This is a genomic window from Marinomonas sp. S3726 (assembly GCF_000967665.1).
Classification (GTDB): Bacteria; Pseudomonadota; Gammaproteobacteria; order Pseudomonadales; family Marinomonadaceae; genus Marinomonas.
The window spans coordinates 47,017-66,960 of the sequence record NZ_JXYC01000027.1; the positions used below are offsets into that span (position 1 = coordinate 47,017).

At 41.3% G+C, this 19,944-nt stretch carries 17 protein-coding genes; 8 read left to right on the top strand and 9 right to left on the bottom strand.

All coding sequences use genetic code 11. The features are described 5' to 3' along the window. Nucleotides 1-99 precede the first annotated feature (99 nt). The 8 genes from TW85_RS19415 to TW85_RS19450 all read right to left on the bottom strand — a co-directional run bounded on the left by TW85_RS19415 (nucleotide 100) and on the right by TW85_RS19450 (nucleotide 7,930). Nucleotides 100-1,107: a TIGR03842 family LLM class F420-dependent oxidoreductase gene (locus TW85_RS19415; protein ID WP_046018804.1), complete on the bottom strand. Its 1,008-nt coding sequence runs from the start codon at nucleotides 1,105-1,107 to the stop codon at nucleotides 100-102. 126 nt (nucleotides 1,108-1,233) lie between these two features. Then, nucleotides 1,234-1,905 carry an NADPH-dependent F420 reductase gene (npdG, locus tag TW85_RS19420; RefSeq protein WP_046018805.1) on the bottom strand — a complete coding sequence of 224 codons (672 nt, stop codon included), beginning with the start codon at nucleotides 1,903-1,905 and terminating at the stop codon, nucleotides 1,234-1,236. Nucleotides 1,906-1,955: 50 nt separating this feature from the next. Further along, the gene (cofE, locus tag TW85_RS19425) at nucleotides 1,956-2,741 is read right to left on the bottom strand and encodes a coenzyme F420-0:L-glutamate ligase (RefSeq protein ID WP_238326262.1); all 786 of its coding nucleotides are present in this window, start codon (nucleotides 2,739-2,741) and stop codon (nucleotides 1,956-1,958) included. Beyond that, nucleotides 2,722-3,390, bottom strand: coding sequence for a 2-phospho-L-lactate guanylyltransferase (cofC, locus tag TW85_RS19430; RefSeq protein ID WP_052702314.1), 669 nt, complete (start codon nucleotides 3,388-3,390; stop codon nucleotides 2,722-2,724). The genes cofE and cofC overlap by 20 nt, the downstream gene beginning before the upstream one ends. After that, nucleotides 3,387-4,367 (bottom strand): 2-phospho-L-lactate transferase, encoded by a 981-nt coding sequence (gene cofD, locus TW85_RS19435; RefSeq protein WP_046018806.1) that lies wholly within the window; start codon nucleotides 4,365-4,367, stop codon nucleotides 3,387-3,389. Before cofD ends, cofC begins: the two co-directional genes overlap by 4 nt. 2 nt (nucleotides 4,368-4,369) lie before the next feature. Continuing rightward, on the bottom strand, nucleotides 4,370-5,749 hold the full coding sequence (cofH, locus tag TW85_RS19440; protein ID WP_238326263.1) for a 5-amino-6-(D-ribitylamino)uracil--L-tyrosine 4-hydroxyphenyl transferase CofH: 1,380 nt from the start codon (nucleotides 5,747-5,749) through the stop codon (nucleotides 4,370-4,372). A 24-nt stretch (nucleotides 5,750-5,773) separates the two neighbouring features. Continuing rightward, the gene (cofG, locus tag TW85_RS19445; protein ID WP_046018807.1) at nucleotides 5,774-6,907 is read right to left on the bottom strand and encodes a 7,8-didemethyl-8-hydroxy-5-deazariboflavin synthase CofG; all 1,134 of its coding nucleotides are present in this window, start codon (nucleotides 6,905-6,907) and stop codon (nucleotides 5,774-5,776) included. Nucleotides 6,908-7,291: 384 nt separating this feature from the next. Further along, a complete protein-coding gene (locus tag TW85_RS19450) occupies nucleotides 7,292-7,930 on the bottom strand; it encodes a TetR/AcrR family transcriptional regulator (RefSeq protein ID WP_238326264.1) in 639 nt (212 codons plus the stop codon). Between the two features lie 504 nt (nucleotides 7,931-8,434). Between TW85_RS19450 and TW85_RS19455 the strand changes: the two genes are divergently transcribed. The 3 genes from TW85_RS19455 to hydA all read left to right on the top strand — a co-directional run bounded on the left by TW85_RS19455 (nucleotide 8,435) and on the right by hydA (nucleotide 12,822). After that, nucleotides 8,435-9,670, top strand: coding sequence for a Zn-dependent hydrolase (locus TW85_RS19455; RefSeq protein WP_046018808.1), 1,236 nt, complete (start codon nucleotides 8,435-8,437; stop codon nucleotides 9,668-9,670). Nucleotides 9,671-9,813: 143 nt separating this feature from the next. Next, nucleotides 9,814-11,301 carry an NCS1 family nucleobase:cation symporter-1 gene (locus tag TW85_RS19460; RefSeq protein ID WP_046018809.1) on the top strand — a complete coding sequence of 496 codons (1,488 nt, stop codon included), beginning with the start codon at nucleotides 9,814-9,816 and terminating at the stop codon, nucleotides 11,299-11,301. 81 nt (nucleotides 11,302-11,382) lie between these two features. Continuing rightward, a complete protein-coding gene (gene hydA, locus TW85_RS19465; RefSeq protein ID WP_046018810.1) occupies nucleotides 11,383-12,822 on the top strand; it encodes a dihydropyrimidinase in 1,440 nt (479 codons plus the stop codon). 111 nt (nucleotides 12,823-12,933) lie between these two features. On the opposite strand, the gene TW85_RS19470 is transcribed toward hydA, so the two are convergent. Then, nucleotides 12,934-13,734, bottom strand: coding sequence for an alpha/beta hydrolase (locus TW85_RS19470; RefSeq protein ID WP_046018811.1), 801 nt, complete (start codon nucleotides 13,732-13,734; stop codon nucleotides 12,934-12,936). Between the two features lie 94 nt (nucleotides 13,735-13,828). Here TW85_RS19470 and TW85_RS26205 point away from each other — a divergent pair, with 94 nt between their 5' ends. From TW85_RS26205 to TW85_RS19495, 5 genes are all read left to right on the top strand, one after another. Next, nucleotides 13,829-14,419 (top strand): CGNR zinc finger domain-containing protein, encoded by a 591-nt coding sequence (locus TW85_RS26205; RefSeq protein ID WP_046018812.1) that lies wholly within the window; start codon nucleotides 13,829-13,831, stop codon nucleotides 14,417-14,419. Between the two features lie 233 nt (nucleotides 14,420-14,652). Continuing rightward, nucleotides 14,653-15,252 carry a TetR/AcrR family transcriptional regulator gene (locus tag TW85_RS25655; protein WP_052702315.1) on the top strand — a complete coding sequence of 200 codons (600 nt, stop codon included), beginning with the start codon at nucleotides 14,653-14,655 and terminating at the stop codon, nucleotides 15,250-15,252. A gap of 146 nt (nucleotides 15,253-15,398) precedes the next feature. Next, nucleotides 15,399-17,756 carry an MMPL family transporter gene (locus TW85_RS19485; RefSeq protein ID WP_046018813.1) on the top strand — a complete coding sequence of 786 codons (2,358 nt, stop codon included), beginning with the start codon at nucleotides 15,399-15,401 and terminating at the stop codon, nucleotides 17,754-17,756. Nucleotides 17,757-17,766: 10 nt separating this feature from the next. After that, a complete protein-coding gene (locus tag TW85_RS19490) occupies nucleotides 17,767-18,588 on the top strand; it encodes an outer membrane lipoprotein-sorting protein (RefSeq protein WP_046018861.1) in 822 nt (273 codons plus the stop codon). A gap of 18 nt (nucleotides 18,589-18,606) precedes the next feature. Continuing rightward, nucleotides 18,607-19,863 (top strand): hypothetical protein, encoded by a 1,257-nt coding sequence (locus TW85_RS19495; RefSeq protein ID WP_238326265.1) that lies wholly within the window; start codon nucleotides 18,607-18,609, stop codon nucleotides 19,861-19,863. The last annotated feature ends 81 nt before the right edge of the window (nucleotides 19,864-19,944 follow it).

Below are 19,944 nucleotides of genomic sequence, written 5' to 3' on the forward strand. Positions count from 1 at the left end.
AGAGGTTAACGCTTTGGGAATAAACAAGCAGGAATGAAGAGAGGAAAAGTGGCACTGCTATTAAAATGACAGTGCCACATAAGCAAGAAAGCTTAGAACTTACCCTTTTTTAAATTCAGGGATAATGTGGTTACCGTATTGGGCAATGATGTTTTCTTCATCACCATTATCTAAATAGATATTAAACTGAGTGGTCCCCGCTTCTTCAAGATTGCGAATTTTCGCAATATGATCATCCACCTCGCCTAAAACGCAAAAACTTTTAACAATATCTTCAGAGATGAAATCTAGATAAGGGTTATCACTTTGACCATGTTTTGAATAATCATAACCTTTACGGTTTTCGATATAATCCGTTAGACTCTTTGGCACAAGCCCCGAATCAGCACCATATTTCTCAACGATATCTGCCACATGGTTACCTACCATAGCTGGGAACCATTTAGTGTGTTCGACACAATCTTCCATCTTACCGAAATAAGCAGGAGCAGCAGCCTGAACTTTAAAGTTAGACATGTCTTTACCGGCAGCTTCGCCCGCTGTAATAGCTTGGTCTTTAAACCATGTGATCAAGCTGGGTTCAGCAATTTGCAAAATGACACCATCACCCACTTCACCTGCAGTAGCAAGGGCTTTAGGGCCATATGCACCAATCCAAACGGGTAACTCATAGCCATCAGCCCAAGGTAGTTTAACAGGCTCTTCACACTCTCCATAACTAACTTCTTCACCGCGAACCATGGCTTTTACTTTATGTGTAAATTCAGCCACACGAGCCAAAGGTGCTGGCTTCTTACCCATTACCCTCATAGATGAGTCACCACGGCCTAAGCCAATATCAAAACGGCCGCCACTTTGCGCTGCCAAGCTGCCATAAAGGCTAGCAGAAAGAGACCAATCTCTAATATTAGGGTTAGTTACGCAAGGTCCAAAACGCATGGTTTTTGTATGCTCCATACACATAGCCATAGCAACAAATGATTCACGCCACAAAATATGAGAGTCATAGAACCAGCAATAATCAAAGCCTGCTTCTTCGGCTTGTCTCACTAAATTTCTAGCACGATTTGGGCTCACGAAGCCTTTAAAAGTAATACCAAATTCCATTCTTTATTCCTCTTTGTCTTCAAGTTTTTATTGTTTTCATCTACTTACATTTACGTCTAACAATCTGTTCCACTCTTGAATAATGTCAAAAGCCGTTAAATACCTTTGTCAGCACAACTAAGTTATCTAGTCATGTTGAGGTGGCAGCACCCCTATACCCGCATGTGAAAAAGGCACATCCTTAGAAATATTCAAACGAATTAAAATCGGCGTAATTGCCTCAATACAACGAGCACTATCAGCAAGGCCAGCGTTATAGGTGCGTACACCCAATACATCAATCAGTGCCATCACTTTTTTCTTAGCAGCAAGTTGGTTACCACAAACTAAAACGTCACAATTTATCTCGTGTTCTAAATCATTGAGGGTCACAGCAGAGACATTATGCAAAGCCCCGACAACAGGAATATCCTCACCCAAAAGTGCTTGCGCTGCTTCGGTCGCAGACCCTTCAGAAGGCATATCAACCGCTTTTGGATTGCCTTGAGCCAGAGGAACTACAATATCGATTAATATCTTGCCTGCTAAATGAGGCTTCAAACTCAACAAGCTTGCCTCATGCGCACTAAAAGGCACGGCAAAAATCACCATCTCCTCAGCCGCTTGAGTCGCTTCTATATTGCCCATACCCGAAATACTGGCACTACCCGCTGGCAACAATTCACTCATTTGGGAAGCATCTTTAGCCGCCTTTTCACCATCACGAGAACCTAAAACAACATCAATTCCAGCTCTAGCAAAACGTAATGCCAAGCCTTTACCTTGAGGCCCTGTGCCCCCAATAATTGCAATACTCATCCTTTACCCTCACATTGATTGTCTTCAACACTGTTTATTAAAATTTGCGATTATTTAAAAAGGTTCTCATTTGCTGCCCTGATCAAATCAGAGGCATGACTATCCTCGGCTTGCCACTCTAGACCACGAAAAATAATGACGGGACACTTACCACTCTTACTCATTAAAAGACCCGATGCGCCTGCTAATTCGTCGGCAAAAGCAGGGGCTGTCACCTTTAATTCATGGCCAAAGGCATCTTGATCTCCAAGCATGTGAGTAATAGCGGGCACATTAGCAAGACCAATTGCCACATTGGTTTGGCCCAAACGCCATGGCCTTCCAAAAGTGTCACTGATCACCACACCAATACGACAGGCAAATGCCTCTTCAAGGCGTTGGCAAATCTCTCTTGCACTTTTATCTGGATTTTCAGGTAAGGTTATTAACTGATTTACCTCATCTGCATTTGATTCATCTACCGCTGCATTGGCACAAATAAAACCAAGTTTATGCTCAGCGATAAGCACACCTTCTTCCTGATCAGGGCGTTTAATGGCCCTCACAATGCGCTTAGATTGAGATAGGATCACCTCTACTTTTCGAGGGTCTTTGTTCACTTCTTTGGCTAGCTGAATCGCATCTTGGCTAGCTTTAACCTCATGCAGATTGACAACAGCACCTTCACATTTAGACACCATCTTGTGCGCAATCACCAAAATATCACCTTCTTGCAGTGGCGATTCGAGCTGATTAACCGCTTCTATAATAGCGAGTGCTGCATCATCACCTGGCTTAAAATCAGCAAGGTTTGGCAGTCTAAAAACACTTAATTCTTCATCCATTGAGATTGGCATATTGCCCTCCTATCAAGGTATTTTTAGAGATTAAATTGATGCGATTCAAAGCATCCAAAGGCGCCTTTAGATAAGCAAGATCTACAGGTAAATCAACATCTTGACCGAGAAATGGAAGGTCTAATAAATGACAATCTAAGGATTTATTTAAAGCTTCAATTTGATGTGCCTTTGAAGATTCAAATCCAAAGCAAAAAGGAATGGCATCTGGGGGAGAACACAATAAAGCATTGGTCCCCTTATCCTTAGCAACTGCAATAGCAACGCCTTGTTTACCCATCTCAAAATGAAGCAATTTCTCGATCTCTTCGACTTTTAGACAGGCAATATCCGCAGGTAAAATAAGCTGGCTAGCAAAGCCTTGCTCTATGCTCCATTGAGTTGCTTTTTCTAAGGCTAAATTAAGACCATCAGATTGCTCCTCAAGCAAAACATTAGCCTCATATCGTCTTGCTAAATTCGCGATCAAGTCAGAACTTGTCACCACTAAAATAGGAAGGTGATTAAAGTGTTGATGAAAGAAAGCCAGTGTTTGCTCAAAAAGGCTGATTGCAAGCTTGAAACGTTGATCCCGACCTAAAGCTGATTTCAATCTCTGTTTAGACTCTGCTGGTGCCTTCATAGGGATAACAAGATTGATCGTCTTCATCCTGCCACCTGCAAATTAGTATCTAATTTCGAAGAAGCAAAGTTCACAACGTCAGCCATTAAAGCTTGTTTTTGGGCAAGGGATTGCATCAAGATGTTACGACTAAGAACCCCGTATTTCATCTGAGTTAGCAAGTCGATGAAAGCAGAATCTTGGGTATCAATTACAAGGTCATCAACCAAGCCTTGATAGAGTTGAGCAACGCCTAAAAGCCCATCGTCCACACCAGCACTTGCCATCATTTTATCTGCTGGCCCTTTCACCGTTTTACCCGCAATAAAAGGAGAAACGGCCACTTTTCTCGCTGCACTCTCTTTAATCGCCTCCCTGATACCTGGCACATTAAGAATTGGTGTGATACTGACAATCGGATTACTTGGCGCAAATACAATGACATCAGCTTCTGCAATAGCGGCTAAGGCTTCAGGAGTAGGTTTCGCCTGCTCAATGCCTTCAAAACGAATGGCTTTAACATCAGGCTGGCAGCGTTTTTTAACAAAATATTCTTGAAATGAAAGCCAGCCATCTTCCGTTTCTACTTGAGTTTGAACCACCTCATTAGTCGGCAAAAGTATGGGGATTTTGACACCAAAACTTTGAGCGATTGATACGGCGATCTCAGAAGCAGGTACACCTTCTTTGCGAGCCTGAGTGCGATAGATATGGGTGGCGAAATCAAGATCACCAAGTGACATCCAAGTATCCGCACCCAGCTTTTCAAGTCTATCTAATACTCGATGAGACTCTCCGCTCAGTCCCCAACCTTGGTTTCTATCAATCACATTTGCAAGGCTATAAACCAATGTATCGATATCTGGCGATACCCATAGTCCATGAAACTCTTGATCATCGGCAATATTGCCTAAAATTGTGACCTTGTGTCCTGTTTTAGCTAGCCCTTCAGCAGCTTTTGCACCACCAACGCCACCTGCTAATAACAAAACATTCAGCCCTTTATGGGATGTGTGATTTAACATAATTAAACCACCCCCAAGAGGTCAATCTGCTCAGATGCTCTAGGAATATTGGTATTAAGAGCATGCTTAGGAGAAGGATATCTTTCTAAGGTTTGATATAAAGTGCTACGTCTTGTGGCATTCAGACCGGCTTTATGAATATTATCAACCATCATTTCAGGCACAACTTCCTGACCGTGTTTGGCGCCAGCAGCACGAGAAATACTTTCGTTCATCAAGGTGCCGCCCAGATCGTTTGCCCCAGCCTGTAGCATTTGAGTCGCAGTTTCTGGCCCCATTTTTACCCAAGACGCTTGGATATTATCTATATGGCCCTGCAACATAAGTCTCGCCACGGCATGCATTTTAAAATGCTCTAATCGAGTCGGCCCTGGGCGAACTAAATCAGGGTTATCATTATAAAGTTTGGTCTCATAATGGATGAAACCTAGAGGCACAAACTCGGTAATTCCTCCGGTCTCTTTTTGGATATCTCTTAGTAAACCTAGGTGAGCAGCCCAATGGTGAGGCTGGTCAACATGACCATACATAATGGTTGAAGTAGTTTTCACCCCAACTTCATGGGCCGCTTTAATAATGGTGACCCAGTCTTCCGTGGTTAGTTTGTTTTTAGTTAATTGCTTACGTACTTCAACATCTAAGATTTCTGCAGCAGTGCCTGGCATAGAACCTAAACCAGCAGCCTTTAATTCAGTCAAAAAGGCTTGCGGCGTCATACGCGCTTTTTTAGCCCCATACCAAATTTCAAAAGGAGAAAAAGCATGGATATGGATATCAGGAACACGTTTTTTAACAGCGATAATAAGGTTTTTATAATAGTCTTTATCGATATCAGGATGTAAACCACCTTGAATGCAAACCTCTGTCGCTCCTCGGTTCCAAGCTTCTTCAGCTCGATTTGCAACTTCATCAAAGCTTAAAAACTCAGCACCTTCTTGCTCTTTTGTTTTAGCAAAATTGCAAAAGCGGCAGCCCATGTAGCACACATTGGTAAAGTTGATATTGCGAGTGATGACAAAACTTGCGTCATCCCCACACCTTTGCTGTCTCACTAAATCTGCCGTTTCCAATAAAGCTTGATACTCACTCTGCTCAGCCTTAAATAAATAAGTCCCTTGTTCCACGCTGATTTCTTGCCCTTTTAGCGCCTGATAAAGTATTTCCGCAGTAGGTAAATCTATCGTTTTAAGTTTGGCGACGAGCTGCTTAGATTGTTTGGCGTAGGCAGCATTTGAGGCTAATAAAAATTGGTGTCTAGCATCTTTGCTAATGGGTATAAGTGAGTCTCTACTGGCATCTTTTTGTTTCTCAGTTTGCTCAAAGTGAAATAAAGCTGACGTTGATTCTGTCTGTTGAGCATTGATTAGATTATTATTTTTCATTTTAAATTTCTCTCTCATAACCAATTAAAAGTTTTTCCATTGCTCTGCTGCTAGCCCATTTTGTGCTGCAAGGAAAGGCATTCTCGATGCTAATGCAGGATCTAGATAGCCACGCTTTTCATCCAAATATTGCGGGTATACGGTTAGCCTTTCTTTCAAGTCATAACCCAAACCACGACAAGCTTCTGCCAAACTATCAATTTGTGGCCATGCCCTCTCAGGGTTAATAAAGTCTTGAGTAACTGGAGAAATACCACCCCAATCATTGATTCCAGCAGACACATAGCTGCCATATCTTTCTTCTAAATTTGGTGGTGCTTGTAAGCTAATAGACGGATCTAAAATTAAACGCGCTAATGCGAGGGTGCGGCGCATATCATCTAAATCGGGTTCAGGGTGCTTTGCCATTTCAGTGCCAGCTTTTGCTCTAAAGTTTTGCACTATGACTTCTTGAATATGGCCATATTCCTGATGGATTTGATTAATAGCGAGTAAGCTATCGATTCTGTCTTGCCAGGTTTCACCTATGCCAATCAAAATACCTGTGGTAAAGGGAATATCTAGTTGGCCTGCATATTTCAGCGTATTCAGGCGTATCTCGGGCTCTTTATCAGGACAGGCAAAATGGGCTTGGCCTTTTTTCATTAGATGTTTGCTTGTGCTCTCAATCATCATTCCCATGCTGGCCGCTACGGGTTTTAACGCTCGCATTTCAGCTAAACTCATGGCACCCGCATTGATGTGAGGTAGTAAGCTAGTTTTCTCTAAAACGGCTTGGGCTTGTTCTCGCACATAATCCAACATGGCGTCATGGCCCAACATAGCAAGCTTATCCTTAGCATAGCGATACCTTGCTTCTGGCTTTTCTCCCAGACTAAAAAGCGCTTCTTTACAGCCTTGTTTTTGACCTTTTAAAACTGTCTCTAGCACCTCACTTGGCAACATAATATTGCCTTCACCAGATTTTGGTGTTTTAACAAAAGTGCAATAACCGCAGGTATCACGGCACATATTGGTCAGTGGAATAAATACCTTTCGAGAATAGGTGAGCACTCTGCCAAAGTGCTCATCCCTGATTCGCCCTGCATTTTGGCACAAGGAGAACAAATCAGGTCCTGTAATCCCTTCTAGCTGTAAAGCCTCACTTCTTTTAAGCATTTACTCACCCTCAAACTATATGGTCACAAGGTATTTCAACTCTTACCTAATAACGAATATAAGATCTAAAAAAATAAGATTTTTCGTTAAATAAAAAATTTTACCATTTGGTATAATTTTATAAATAACACAATTATTTTTTGAAGGTAAAGTGTTTTCTTAAATCGAGAGCGAGAAAGTTTTTATTTAAATGTCAGAATAACGTAAATTTAATAACCAAATTAAATAACACGAAAAATAGGAAACCGACATTTAGTTTTTAAAAGAAGAATTTGATTTTGAAGGTTTTTTTGCTTTTTTTAGTCTTTAATTTTAAATACTAAAAAAAGCAATTTGATAAGATAAAATGCGAGAATTCTCTAGCTGAAGAGAGAAAACAAAAAATTATTCGTTTTGTGCACCTAGGGCCTTAAGCACGAAGTTTGATAAGAACTTAGCCGCTACGTCAAAGTCATCCGCTTCTAGCTTGGTTTTACCCATCAGTAGTTGAATCTGAATCGAAAAGTCTGCATAGGTTTGAGTCGACGCCCAAATGGTAAAAAACAAATGCTCAGGTTCAACTGGATCAATCAACCCTTTTGCAATCCAACGCTTAACCAACTGTACATCTCGTTCAAACTGAGGCTTAAGATGGCTCACCATATAATCTTTTAAAACGGGAGCACCATTAATTATTTCATGTGCAAATACTTTAGAGGCATCAGGGTAGTCTCTAGAAAGTGCAAGCTTTTCAATAATATAGGATTCGATAACCTGTTTTGGTGAAGCATCTTCATCATCACTAAACACCATTTTCTCGACCCACAAATCTAGAATAACTTGCAACACTTTGTGGTAAAGCGCCTCTTTGGATGAAAAGTAATAAATGAGATTTTGTTTCGATATTCCGGCAGAGTCCGCCACGGATTCCATAGAGGTTCCACTAAAACCCTTGGTTGCAAACGCCTTCTCTGCAGCACGTAAAATTCGATTTTCAAGTAATACTCGGTTACTTGATGGCTTTCGTGGTGTTTTCATTATCATCAGACAGAGTGTCCTAAATATGTATCAATGATGCGAAATTGCCGCAAACATAGCATACTTCAAGCCTTCGAAATAGTCAGATAGTACGCCGCCTAAGAGAATATTAGCCATTCCTTTTCTATAAACTATTTTCTTTTAATTAAGTAATCCGTTAACTAAAGATTAATATTTTTTAATTTATTAATTATATCGAATCCATAGAGTTGATTAACGCTTAAATAAATTTTAAAGTTTATTAACTCACACTGAGTAAAAAGCTCATCACTTTAATCAAACTTATTTTTGGCATAGATTTAGCTTTGTGAAATCAGACTCCAATTAAATATTGAAATCGAGTCATATTTTTTTGAATGTTTTTTTGACCATTTGGTAAATTAAAATATTAAAGATAAGTTGCCTTAAAGCCCCTATTTACCTTGCATTGCATGGGAACTGGAAGACTTTAATTTATTTTAAAAACTAAAATAAAAAATATATAAATTGAGACTGAGTTGAGGAAAGAAGATGAATGATTTAAGAGTTAACGGTGATCGTTTATGGAGCACTTTAATGGAAATGGCACAATTTGGTGCCACAGAGAAAGGAGGTTGTAACCGCCTCGCAGGAACAGACCTAGATCGTCAAGCAAGGGATTTGTTCGTTAGCTGGTGTAAAACAGCAGGTTGCGAAATCAGTGTTGATAAGATGGGTAATGTCTTTGCTCGTCGTGAAGGAGCAGATCCTTCTCTTCCCGCTGTTGGCACTGGGAGTCATTTAGATACTCAGCCCACAGGTGGTAAGTTTGATGGTGTGTTTGGTGTACTTGCTGGTGTTGAAGTGCTTAGAACCTTACATGAAAACAATATTCAAACCCCAACAGCCATGGAATTCTCCGTATGGACAAATGAAGAAGGCTCTCGCTTTCAACCGGCCATGCAAGGTTCTGGGGTTTATGTCGGCCGCTTTGATTTAGAAACCGAATTAAATAAAACCGATGTTAACGGCATAAGACTGGGTGATGAGCTAGAGCGTATTGGCTACAAAGGTCAAGATGAACCAGGTAGCCGTCATTTAGGTGCTTTTTTTGAAACCCATATCGAGCAAGGCCCCATTCTAGAAGATGAAAAGAAAAGCATTGGCGTTGTCCGTTTAGGTCAAGGTATTCGCTGGTACAACATCAAAATTCAAGGTCGTGAATCCCATTCAGGCACCACACCTATGCACCTCAGACAAGACGCCCTTATTCCAAGCGCCATGATAGTCAGTGAAATGGAGAAAATAGCCCACCGTCACGAAAATGGGTTAGGTACAGTTGGCTATATGGATGTCTATCCAAATTCACGTAATACCATTCCAGGACGCGTCAGTTTTAGTGCTGATCTTAGAAACCCTGACCCCACCGTACTTGAAACCATGCATCAGGAATTACTCGCTTTTTGTAAGCAAGTTTCACTAGAGCGTAATATTGAAATTGAAGTAGATCCATTTTGGTATTTTGCACCAGTCGAATTTAATGCTTCTGATGATGTTAAAGCGGCAACAGAAATGTTGGGGTATTCTCACATGGATATTTATGCTGGTGCAGGTCATGACGCTTGCTACATGGCGGATCTCGTTCCAACTGGGATGATTTTTACCCCTTGCCTCAACGGCATTAGCCATAATGAAGCCGAATCAACCACTTTAGAAGAGTGTGAAGCAGGTGCCAATGTACTGTTACACACAATGCTAGAAGCAAGTAAACGTATTGCAGAGCAATAAAAACGTCTGCTTAACAACCCCATGGGGCAATTGCATGGGGTTTACCTTTAAAGCAAACAAATCTGAGGGTTAACCGTAAGAAAATAGATTTGCTCAATAGGTAGTTTTTGTCACATCCAATTAACGATTATGAGGTAAGTGTCATGTCCAGTAAGTCAGTTAAAGTAGATGATTTTTATGAGCTCCAAGTGGGGCCAGATCTAGAAAAAAGTGATTATTATAATGCCGACCTGGCGCCCACCAAAGTAAAAGAAAGAACTTGGAATAAAGTAAACATAGCCGCCCTTTGGGTGGGCATGGCTATTTGCGTTCCAACCTATACCCTTGGCGGTGTATTAACTGCTTATTTTGGTTTATCTGTTACCGAAGCCTTGTTAGCCATCTTGTTTGCTAATGTCGTTCTACTCTTACCACTCACATTAAACGCTTTTGCTGGTACCAAATACGGTATTCCCTTTCCTGTCTTATTACGTTCTTCCTTTGGTATAGTTGGCTCAAATATTCCTTGTTTAATCCGAGGTCTTGTCGCTTGCGGTTGGTTCGGTATTCAAACCATGTTTGGCGGATTAGCGATACATCTACTCTTTTCCTCTTTTTCAGATAGCTGGGCAAGCCTAGGCTCTGTAGGAGAAGTAATTGGCTTCTTTATATTCTGGGCTTTGAATATTTTCATCGTTATAAAAGGCTCAGAATCTATTAAGTGGCTTGAAACATTATCTGCTCCTCTTTTATTAGTGGTCGGTCTTGGGTTGATGTTTTGGGCCAGCGATAAAGTATCGATTTCAGAAGTACTTGCGATTCCAGCCAATCGTCCAGCGGATGCTGGCTTTTGGGGCTACTTCTTTGCAGGCTTAACCGCCATGGTAGGTTTTTGGGCGACGCTGTCTCTTAATATCCCTGATTTTAGTCGCTATGCAAAATCACAAAAAGACCAGATCATAGGTCAAATCATAGGCCTACCTATTACTATGTTCTTCTTTGCTGCACTCGGCGTTGTTTTAACCGCAGCATCCGTTAACCTAGTTGGTGAAACCGTATCAGACCCTATCAGTCTTATTGGTAAAATAGACAGCCCATTCTGGGTTGCTATTGCTATGTTCCTAATCATTATTGCCACCCTTTCAACCAATACCGCAGCTAACGTAGTATCACCAACGAATGACTTTCAAAACATTGCGCCTAAATACATAGACCACACACGTGGCGTATTAATGACAGGGGTTGTCGGTATTCTGCTGATGGGCTGGGAACTGATGAAAAAGATGGGCTGGATTGTTTCAGATGTCAGTGTTGAGAGTATGTATTCTAACTGGCTACTGGGCTACTCAAGTTTATTAGGCCCGATCGCTGGCATCATGATGGTTGATTACTTCCTAATCAAACGCCAACAACTGGATCTTGTTTCTCTTTATAGCAAAGACAATCAATACCCTTTGTTTAATAGCGCTGGCTTTATTGCCTTCTGCCTGCCTGTAGCCGTCACTGTTATCTCATTAACCTTTGATGTACTGACCTGGTTCTATAGCTACGGTTGGTTTACTGGTGCCATCTCTGGTGCCGTTATTTATTACTTTGTCGCAGGTCAACAGCAAAACCAAGCCATATCTGATGGTGCAACCTCAGCTCAATAATTCATCTTTTATCAAATTAGGCACCTATTCATTCGTTGTATTAGGTGCCCTATTCTTTAATTGCTCTTAGGGAGAGAAGCCATGTCCTTACTAATACAAGGCGGAACCATAGTCACTCACGAAATTAGCTATCAAGCAGATATTTATTGTAAAGACGGTAAAATTGCCGCAATAGGTCAAGACTTAGAAATTGATAAAGACACACAAGTCGTCGATGCCAGTGGAAAGTTAATTATGCCTGGAGGTATAGATCCCCATACTCATATGCAATTGCCTTTTATGGGGACGGTAGCAAAAGATGATTTTGCAGCAGGCACAGCAGCAGCCTTAGCAGGTGGTACAACGTCTATTATAGATTTTGTTATCCCAAGTCCTCAGCAGTCTTTAATTGAAGCCTACCACCAATGGCAAGACTGGGCCCAGTCATCCCATGCGAACTACAGTTTTCACGTTGCCATTACTTGGTGGGATGAAAGTGTTAAAGAAGAAATGGCAGAGCTAACCCAGAACTATGGTGTAAATAGCTTTAAACACTTCATGGCCTATAAAAATGCCATCATGGCGACCGATGATATCTTGGTAGCAAGCTTTAGTCGTTGTTTAGAATTAGGCGCCATGCCAACAGTACATGCCGAAAACGGCGAGTTGGTTTATCACCTTCAGCAACAATTATTAGAACAAGGTATTACGGGTCCTGAAGCTCACCCACTTTCTCGCCCATCTTCGGTTGAAGGTGAAGCGGCCAACCGCTCAATTAGTATTGCTAACACGTTAGGCGCGCCACTTTATTTAGTACATGTTTCGACAAAAGAAGCGGTCGATGCCATTCAGTATGCACAAAACTCTGGCCATACTATTTATGGTGAATGTCTAGCTGGCCACCTAGTAATTGATGACAGTGTTTATCAAGATTCTGACTGGGGCCGAGCAGCCGCTCATGTAATGAGCCCTCCTTTCAGACCTAAATTCCACCAAGATGCACTTTGGAAAGGGATTCAATCTGGCACGCTACATACCACAGCGACGGACCACTGTGCTTTTTGTGCAGAACAAAAAGCCATGGGTAAAGATAATTTCACTCAAATTCCAAATGGTACAGCGGGGGTTGAAGAACGTTTAGCGGTACTTTGGGAAACAGGTGTTAACGCAGGCAAACTGACACCAAATGAGTTTGTTGCTATTACCTCAACCAACACAGCTAAGATATTCAATATCTACCCACAAAAAGGCGCTATCGCTGTTGGCTCTGATGCTGACCTAGTTATTTGGGATACAAATTCGAGTAAGACCCTAAGTGTTGATACCCAGATGTCTAAAATTGATTTCAATATCTTTGAAGGCATGACTGTAAATGGTTGTGCAACCTCAACCATATGTAACGGCAAGCTAGCTTGGCACGAAGGAGAATTGTTAGCCCAACCTGGGGACGGTAAGCACTTTGAACGTCCAACTTTCGCCGGCTACTACGATTCCATCATTAAGAAAAACCAACTAAACGAAGCGAAATCCGTAGAACGCTAAGTAAATTACAGCATAGCAATAAGATTACGCCACTCAAGTTTAACCTGATTAATTTGAGTGGCTTTTTTCGTCATTATCGCTTTATTCAAGTAAGGAACCTACTAATCAGGTTTAGAGCAAAAGTGCTGCAATAATGGCCTCTGGCGCATCCTCTTGCATGAGGTGTCCTGAATTAGGGACGACAGTCAATTGATTATTGGCCACCATCTGAGCAAAGCGTTTACCTTGTGAAAGAGGTATCCATTCATCTTTCTCCCCCCAAAGTAGTTGAACATTGTCCATCGGCCGATAAAGGTTTTCTATTTCATCCGTGTAAACCTGATCCATTTGCGCAATTTGTCGATAGAATGCCGCTTGCCCTTCTTTTCCTTGCCAAGGTGTCATATAAACTTCAAGCGCATCTTTCATAAGCTCTGAGTATGCAGATGTTTGTAGATAGTCAGCTAATAATGCATTGTGAGCAAATTCAGGCAAACCACTAAAAGCCGCTTCATGCTTTCGCACATGCTGCACAAAAGGAGACCCCCAAGGGGCAATTGCAACAGGATCAATAATGGTTAATTTGGCATACCTTATGCCATTTAGATAGTAAGCACGTAACGCTGTGGCACCACCAAAGTCATGACAAAGCACTTCAGGCTCCGTCAGTTCCCACTCATTTAACAAAGCCACCAGCAGTCTATTTTGCACTTCGAGGGAAACCTGTTGATCATCAGACTTTTCAGATAAGCCATAGCCCAGTAGGTCAAAAAAATACACTTTAAATTTACTGGCAAGTAAAGGCGCTATCTTTCGCCAAACTTGAGATGAAAACGGTGTTCCATGGATAAGCACTAAAGGCTTACCCTCTCCTATAACACCCCAAGCCACACTCTGCCCTTCAAAAAGAAAGCGATTAGGTAAATTAAGCATATGGACCTCTAAAAAACCATTAAATTGAATTTAAAGGTTATAATGATAAAAGACTAACAACAACCGTTATTTCGAATTAATAGGTTACTTGAGCATGTTAAAAACACAGGATAGTTTTATTGGTGGGCACCCCATCTTAGATTTCATTAATACAGTCGAGGATCAAGATAAAAGCCGATTAGTTAGTCATATTCATGATTGGCAAAGTTTTTTAAATTGGATCGAGCTTTCTCCTCTTTTTAATGCTCAGCATAAAGCAAGCCTGCACAAATATGGCCAAGCTGAGTCTAACGCGGCTTTAATAGAGCTTCATATGATTAGAGAAGCATTCCATGTCATGTTCAAAGACTTATTATCAAGGCCAACAAATCATGAGATACCTAAACCGATTGAACTTGGTATTCAGGCGGCCATATCCCGTGCGTCTTTTGTTAGAGAAAACAACCAGTATCAGTGGCAATCAAATACCAAGGTTTCAAACGGGTTAGTAGACACGCTTTATCTGTCCTTAGACAACTTTTTAAGAACTCAAGATATTAGCAAGCTAAGAGAGTGTGGCCGTTGCACATGGTTATTTTTGAATTCCGGCCGAGGTCGAGGACGACGTTGGTGCCGTATGAGCACTTGCGGCAACAGAGAAAAGTCAGAATACTTTCGTAAGCGCCAAACCATAGACACTGAATAATAAGAAGAAAATCCGTACTATATCTCATCAATTGTGATCAAGATGTCAGAGATTTTGCACGAAATAAGGGCTTTTAGCCTTTATTTGTGACAAAAATGTCACTTTTTCTAATCTACTTAAAACAAAGGCTTAACTTTTTGTATAATGGAATTTGATGTTTTTTTAAGATTTAACACTTGCAAACCGACCGATCGGTTTGTAGACTTCACTTTATTCAAGGTATAGGTTTTTTTATGTCAAACTCTCGTGATTCAGAAGCAACCCGTCGTCACCTTTTAGAGGTGTCTGCTGAAGAGATGCGCTTGTATGGTTTTAAAGCAGCTAGCCTTTCTAAAATTCTTGAAAAAGCCGAAGTCTCTAAGGGTGCGCTATATCACCACTTTGCTAATAAGCAAGCACTCGGCTATGCAGTATTTGATGAAGTTTATGCTGAAGAATATTTGGGCCATTGGCGTACAGCACTAGCCTATGACGACATGGTTGAAGGTATTCGCCTTATGTTAGCTGGGTTCCAAGCTCATTGTTCAATCGATGACATAATGAAAGGATGTCCTGTAAACAGCGTTTCACAAGAAATGTCTGCGACAGATGAAGGCTTTCAACAGTGCACCTCAAATATGTACAAAACTCATTGCGACCTATTGATGACAGCCATTGAGAAAGGCATAGAAAACAATACTTTGAAACCGGATTTAAAAGTGGAACAGACAGCTTGGTTTATCATTTCAAGCTTTCAAGGCATAGGTAGCATAGTTAAAAGCTGTCGCTCATCCGAATGTATGTTGAAGCTTCATGAATCCTTTATCGAATACCTTAGAACGTTAAAACTTTAGTCGTTACAAAAAAGATTCCCTTTATAAAAACACCTTAATAGGTGTTTTTATTTAACTTTTCACATACCGAACGGTCGGAATGATTAGCCAATAACATACCGAGCGGTTGGTATAGATTACTCTAACACCTTGTAGGAGCAATTAAAATGCAACCTTCACAGAAAACATCAGATTGGGCTAGCCGCTACGCGGATTGGCTTATACGTAATCGCTGGCTGGTGCTCATCGCATCTGTCTTGATTACCTTATTCATTGCAAGTGGGGCTAGACTGTTAGCTTTTAACAATGATTACCGCGTATTCTTCAGTGAAGATAACCCGCAACTACAAGAGTTTGAACAGCTACAACGTACCTATACAAAGATAGATAATGTCCTTTTTGCGATCGAGCCAAAAGACAACAATGCTTTTTCTAACGACGCGTTAGCCGCAGTAGAAGAGCTAACTGAAAAGTCTTGGTTACTGCCTTTCGCCTTAAGAGTGGACTCAATTAGCAACTTCCAGCACACCTATGCTGAAGAAGATGACCTGATTGTTGAAGACTTGGTAACAGGTGCAAAAGATATCGATGCGCTTAATCTTCAGCTATTAAAGCAAGTTGCATTAAGTGAGCCACTGCTGGCTGATCGTATTGTTAACAAAGAGGGCACTGTCTCTGGCGTTAATATTACCTTCCAAATGCCACAAAAATCGCTCGATGAAGCGCCTCAAGCAGTGAATGCTGCCCGAGCGTTAGCAGCAGAAATAGAAGCTAAATATGATGTAAATGTACGCTTAACTGGCATGGTAATGCTGTCTAATGCTTTCTTTGAAGCAACCATGAAAGACATGTCTACCTTAGTACCTATCATGTACTTGGTTATCATTGCCATCATGTATCTTCTTGTTCGCTCTATTAGCGCAACTGTCAGCGCTGTTATTGTTATCATGCTTTCTATGATGGCAGGAATGGGATTCGCTGGTCACTTTGGCGTTCAACTAACACCGCCTTCTGCTTCTGCAACCACTATTATTATGACACTCGCTGTCGCCGACTCTATCCACATATTAGTCAGCATGTTCGCAGGTATGCGAAGTGGTTTAAATAAACATGATGCTCTAAGAGAAAGTATCAAGGTAAACCTTGGCCCTGTTTTCTTAACATCGGTAACGACTGCGATCGGCTTCTTATCTATGAACTTTAGTGATGCACCGCCGTTTCACGATCTAGGTAATATCACAGCCGTTGGCGTTATGATGGCCTTCTTCTTATCGGTAACGCTACTACCTGCATTGATGGCTATCTTGCCTGCTAAAGCAACGAAAAGCAGCACATCGATTGGTACTAGCATGGATAAGCTTGCGGACTATGTTATTAATAATCAAAGAAAGATCCTGCTGGGTTCTGGCCTGATTACCCTAGTGCTTGTTAGCTCAATTCAAATGAACAAACTTGAAGATAATTTCATTGGCTATTTTGATGAGACTCAAGATTTCCGTGTTGATTCCGACTTTGTCACCGACGAACTGACTGGTATTTATCAGCTGCAATACTCTCTAGATAGCGGTGAAAATAATGGCATCAGCAACCCTGCTTTCCTAGCTAAACTAGATAACTTTACAACTTGGCTACGTACTCAGCCTGAAGTTATCCATGTAAATAGTATTAGTGATACATTCAAACGTCTTAACATGAACCTTCATGGGGATGATGAAAGCTACTACCGTTTACCAGAAGATCCAGAACTCGCAGCTCAATACCTACTACTTTACGAGCTATCTTTGCCATACGGCTTGGATCTTAACAATCAGGTTAATGTAAGTAAGTCTTCCACTCAGATTGTTGTGTCTTTGCAAGATCTTGGCTCGACTCAGCTTAAAGCGATTGCAGAACGTGGTACTCAATGGCTGCAAGATAATGCAGGTATTACCGCATATGGCGTAGGTCCTGCGATCATGTTCTCCTACATTGCCGATAGAAACATTGAAGGCATGCTAGTAGGTACTGGGGTCGCTATGATTCTTATCTCCCTATTGATTGGCATCGCGCTTCGTAGCGTCAAACTAGGTTTCTTGAGTCTTATCCCTAACCTACTGCCTGCCGCACTTGCCTTCGGCCTTTGGGGTCTACTCGTTGGTGAAGTGAATGTCGCTGTCTCCATGGTAACGGGTATGGCACTGGGTATTGTTGTAGATGATACGGTCCACTTCTTAAGTAAGTATCTAAGGGTTCGTCGTCAAGGTATGTCCGCCGAAAAAGCTGTACGTTATGCGTTTTCATCGGTGGGTGTTGCCATCATAGTAACATCTGTCATCTTGGTTGCAGGTTTTGGCGTACTGGCTCAATCATCTTTCGGTATGAATTCAAATATGGCGGTATTAACCGCTATCGCTATCGTTATGGCATTAATCGCTGACTTCTTATTGTTACCTGTTCTGTTATTAAAACTGGACAAGAAAGCCTATAAAACAGAAGAAGAAAACGCATCAAATGATTCAAACACTCGCTTCACAGCAGCAAACTAAGGTGAATAAAATGAAAAAGATATTTAATAGTCAAACCACTAAATTAAGCACCTTAGCCGTTGCGGGTAGCTTATTCTTCGGTAGCACTTTCCTTGTAGCAGCAGACCTATCTCCTGCTGAACAAAAAGGGCTAGACATAGCAATTGAAGCAGACAAACGTGATCTTGGTTTTGCAGATAACTCAACCAAGATGACCATGGTTCTTAGAAACAAATACGGTGAAGAAAGTGTTCGTCGTATGCGCAGCAAAACCCTAGAGCAAGATAATGATGGCGATAAAGCCCTCATTATTTTTGACAACCCAAGAGATGTGAAAGGCACCGCCTTTTTATCTTTTACTCATAAGACCACTTCGGATGACCAATGGCTTTACCTACCCGCTCTAAAGCGTGTAAAACGTATTTCATCTAGCAACAAGTCTGGCCCTTTCATGGGCAGTGAGTTTGCTTTCGAAGACATCTCTTCACAAGAAGTCGAGAAATACACCTATAAGTACCTACGCAATGAAACTCTTGATGGCCGTGATCACTTTGTCATAGAAAGAGATCCAGTTGATCCTAAGTCTGGCTACTCGGTACAAAATGTGTGGATAGATACACAAGAATATCGTGCTTTTAAGATTGATTTTTATGATCGTAAATCAGACCTATTAAAGACACTTACCTTGTCTAATTACAATCAATATGAGAATAAGTTTTGGCGCGCTGATAACTGGCTAATGATTAACCACCAAACAGGTAAATCAACTGAGCTTAACTACCAAGGCTGGAAATTCTCCAATGGCTTCCGTGAAAAAGATTTCACAAAAAACAGTTTAGCTCGCGCTAAGTAACCTTAACGAGAGATAAAGATGATGAGTTTGAAGCCCTTATTAAAAGTAAAAAAATTACCTGCTGCGGCCCTTACTCTTGCCAGTTTACTGTCTCTAAACTACTCATCAGCCCTTATGGCTGATGAGTATGAGGATACCTATAGTGAATTGACAGGTTATGGTGCATTGGAAGCTCGTTATTTCCCCCAGGATGCCCTTTATTCTGGACAAGATGACAGCAGCCTTTCCACTGCCTTTAATCTTGAGTATTACCGTGACTGGGATGATGGAAACAAAAGGTTTGTTGCAACAACCTTTGGCCGTTATGACGAGCAAGATAGTGAAAGAAGCCACCTAGATATTCGTGAACTTTATGTTTGGCGCGGCTATCAAGATTACGAAGTTTACGCTGGTGTACGCAAAGTATTCTGGGGGGTTACTGAAACACTACACCTAGTGGATATCGTCAACCAAGATGATGCCGTAGAGGACATAGATGGCGAGGATAAACTTGGCCAGCCTATGCTTAGCGTTTTGATGGAAAGAGACTGGGGTACCTTTGAAGCCTTTGCTCTATTTGGCTTTCGCGAGCGTACTTTCACCGGTAGTGATGGTCGATTAAGAAGCGAACTTAGAGTAGATACAGATGCGGTTAGATATCAGTCATCTAAAGAAGATGAGCATATTGATTTTGCTGCAAGATGGTCTCAAGTCTATGGGGATTGGGATGTGGGTTTAAGCCAATTTATTGGCACCTCAAGAGATCCCCAATTTCAAACCATTACTAACTCTTCCAATCAGGTCATAGGACTTGCGCCTTATTATGCCCAGATTCAGCAAACCGGCTTAGATGTTCAAGCGATTCATGAAGATTGGTTATTCAAATTAGAAGGTATTTCTATTAAGTATAAAGGCGATGATAGAAATACTGCCGCTGTGGGTGGCTTTGAATATACCTATGTTGGCATCAACGAATCTGTCTCAGACTTAGGTGTTTTTGTTGAGTATCAATTCGACGATAGGCATGGCGATAAAGCAACAGTTAATCAGAATGACCTAGCCTTAGGGACTCGATGGGTACTTAATGATATTGAAGGAACTGAGGTTATCTCAAGCATCAGTTTCGACCTTGATAATCAAAGCCAATTTATCAGCTTAGAAGGCAGCCGCCGACTAAATGACGATTGGTTTATCGAAACTCAAGCAAGAGTTTTCACCAATACAGATACACAAGATAGCAGCTATCAATTACGCAATGATGACTACATTCAAGTTGAAGTAAGACGCTATTTTTAATGCTAAAAACTCATTCACTTCTCCCCTTAGTGAATGAGTTTTTTCTTTCTCCATCATCCCTTAACTCGTTTTTTCCTCCCT

Bases quoted from the DNA above. Each gene is read 5' to 3' on its own strand.
- cofE (WP_238326262.1), bottom strand. From the start codon at position 2,741: ATGCCAATCTCAATGGATGAAGAATTAAGTGTTTTTAGACTGCCAAAC.
- hydA (WP_046018810.1), top strand. From the start codon at position 11,383: ATGTCCTTACTAATACAAGGCGGAACCATAGTCACTCACGAAATTAGC.
- cofC (WP_052702314.1), bottom strand. From the start codon at position 3,390: ATGAAGACGATCAATCTTGTTATCCCTATGAAGGCACCAGCAGAGTCT.
- TW85_RS19490 (WP_046018861.1), top strand. From the start codon at position 17,767: ATGAAAAAGATATTTAATAGTCAAACCACTAAATTAAGCACCTTAGCC.
- TW85_RS19495 (WP_238326265.1), top strand. From the start codon at position 18,607: ATGATGAGTTTGAAGCCCTTATTAAAAGTAAAAAAATTACCTGCTGCG.
- TW85_RS25655 (WP_052702315.1), top strand. From the start codon at position 14,653: ATGTCAAACTCTCGTGATTCAGAAGCAACCCGTCGTCACCTTTTAGAG.
- TW85_RS19470 (WP_046018811.1), bottom strand. From the start codon at position 13,734: ATGCTTAATTTACCTAATCGCTTTCTTTTTGAAGGGCAGAGTGTGGCT.
- cofH (WP_238326263.1), bottom strand. From the start codon at position 5,749: ATGAAAAATAATAATCTAATCAATGCTCAACAGACAGAATCAACGTCA.
- TW85_RS19455 (WP_046018808.1), top strand. From the start codon at position 8,435: ATGAATGATTTAAGAGTTAACGGTGATCGTTTATGGAGCACTTTAATG.
- TW85_RS19485 (WP_046018813.1), top strand. From the start codon at position 15,399: ATGCAACCTTCACAGAAAACATCAGATTGGGCTAGCCGCTACGCGGAT.
- cofG (WP_046018807.1), bottom strand. From the start codon at position 6,907: ATGCTTAAAAGAAGTGAGGCTTTACAGCTAGAAGGGATTACAGGACCT.
- TW85_RS26205 (WP_046018812.1), top strand. From the start codon at position 13,829: ATGTTAAAAACACAGGATAGTTTTATTGGTGGGCACCCCATCTTAGAT.
- cofD (WP_046018806.1), bottom strand. From the start codon at position 4,367: ATGTTAAATCACACATCCCATAAAGGGCTGAATGTTTTGTTATTAGCA.
- TW85_RS19460 (WP_046018809.1), top strand. From the start codon at position 9,814: ATGTCCAGTAAGTCAGTTAAAGTAGATGATTTTTATGAGCTCCAAGTG.
- npdG (WP_046018805.1), bottom strand. From the start codon at position 1,905: ATGAGTATTGCAATTATTGGGGGCACAGGGCCTCAAGGTAAAGGCTTG.
- TW85_RS19415 (WP_046018804.1), bottom strand. From the start codon at position 1,107: ATGGAATTTGGTATTACTTTTAAAGGCTTCGTGAGCCCAAATCGTGCT.
- TW85_RS19450 (WP_238326264.1), bottom strand. From the start codon at position 7,930: ATGATAATGAAAACACCACGAAAGCCATCAAGTAACCGAGTATTACTT.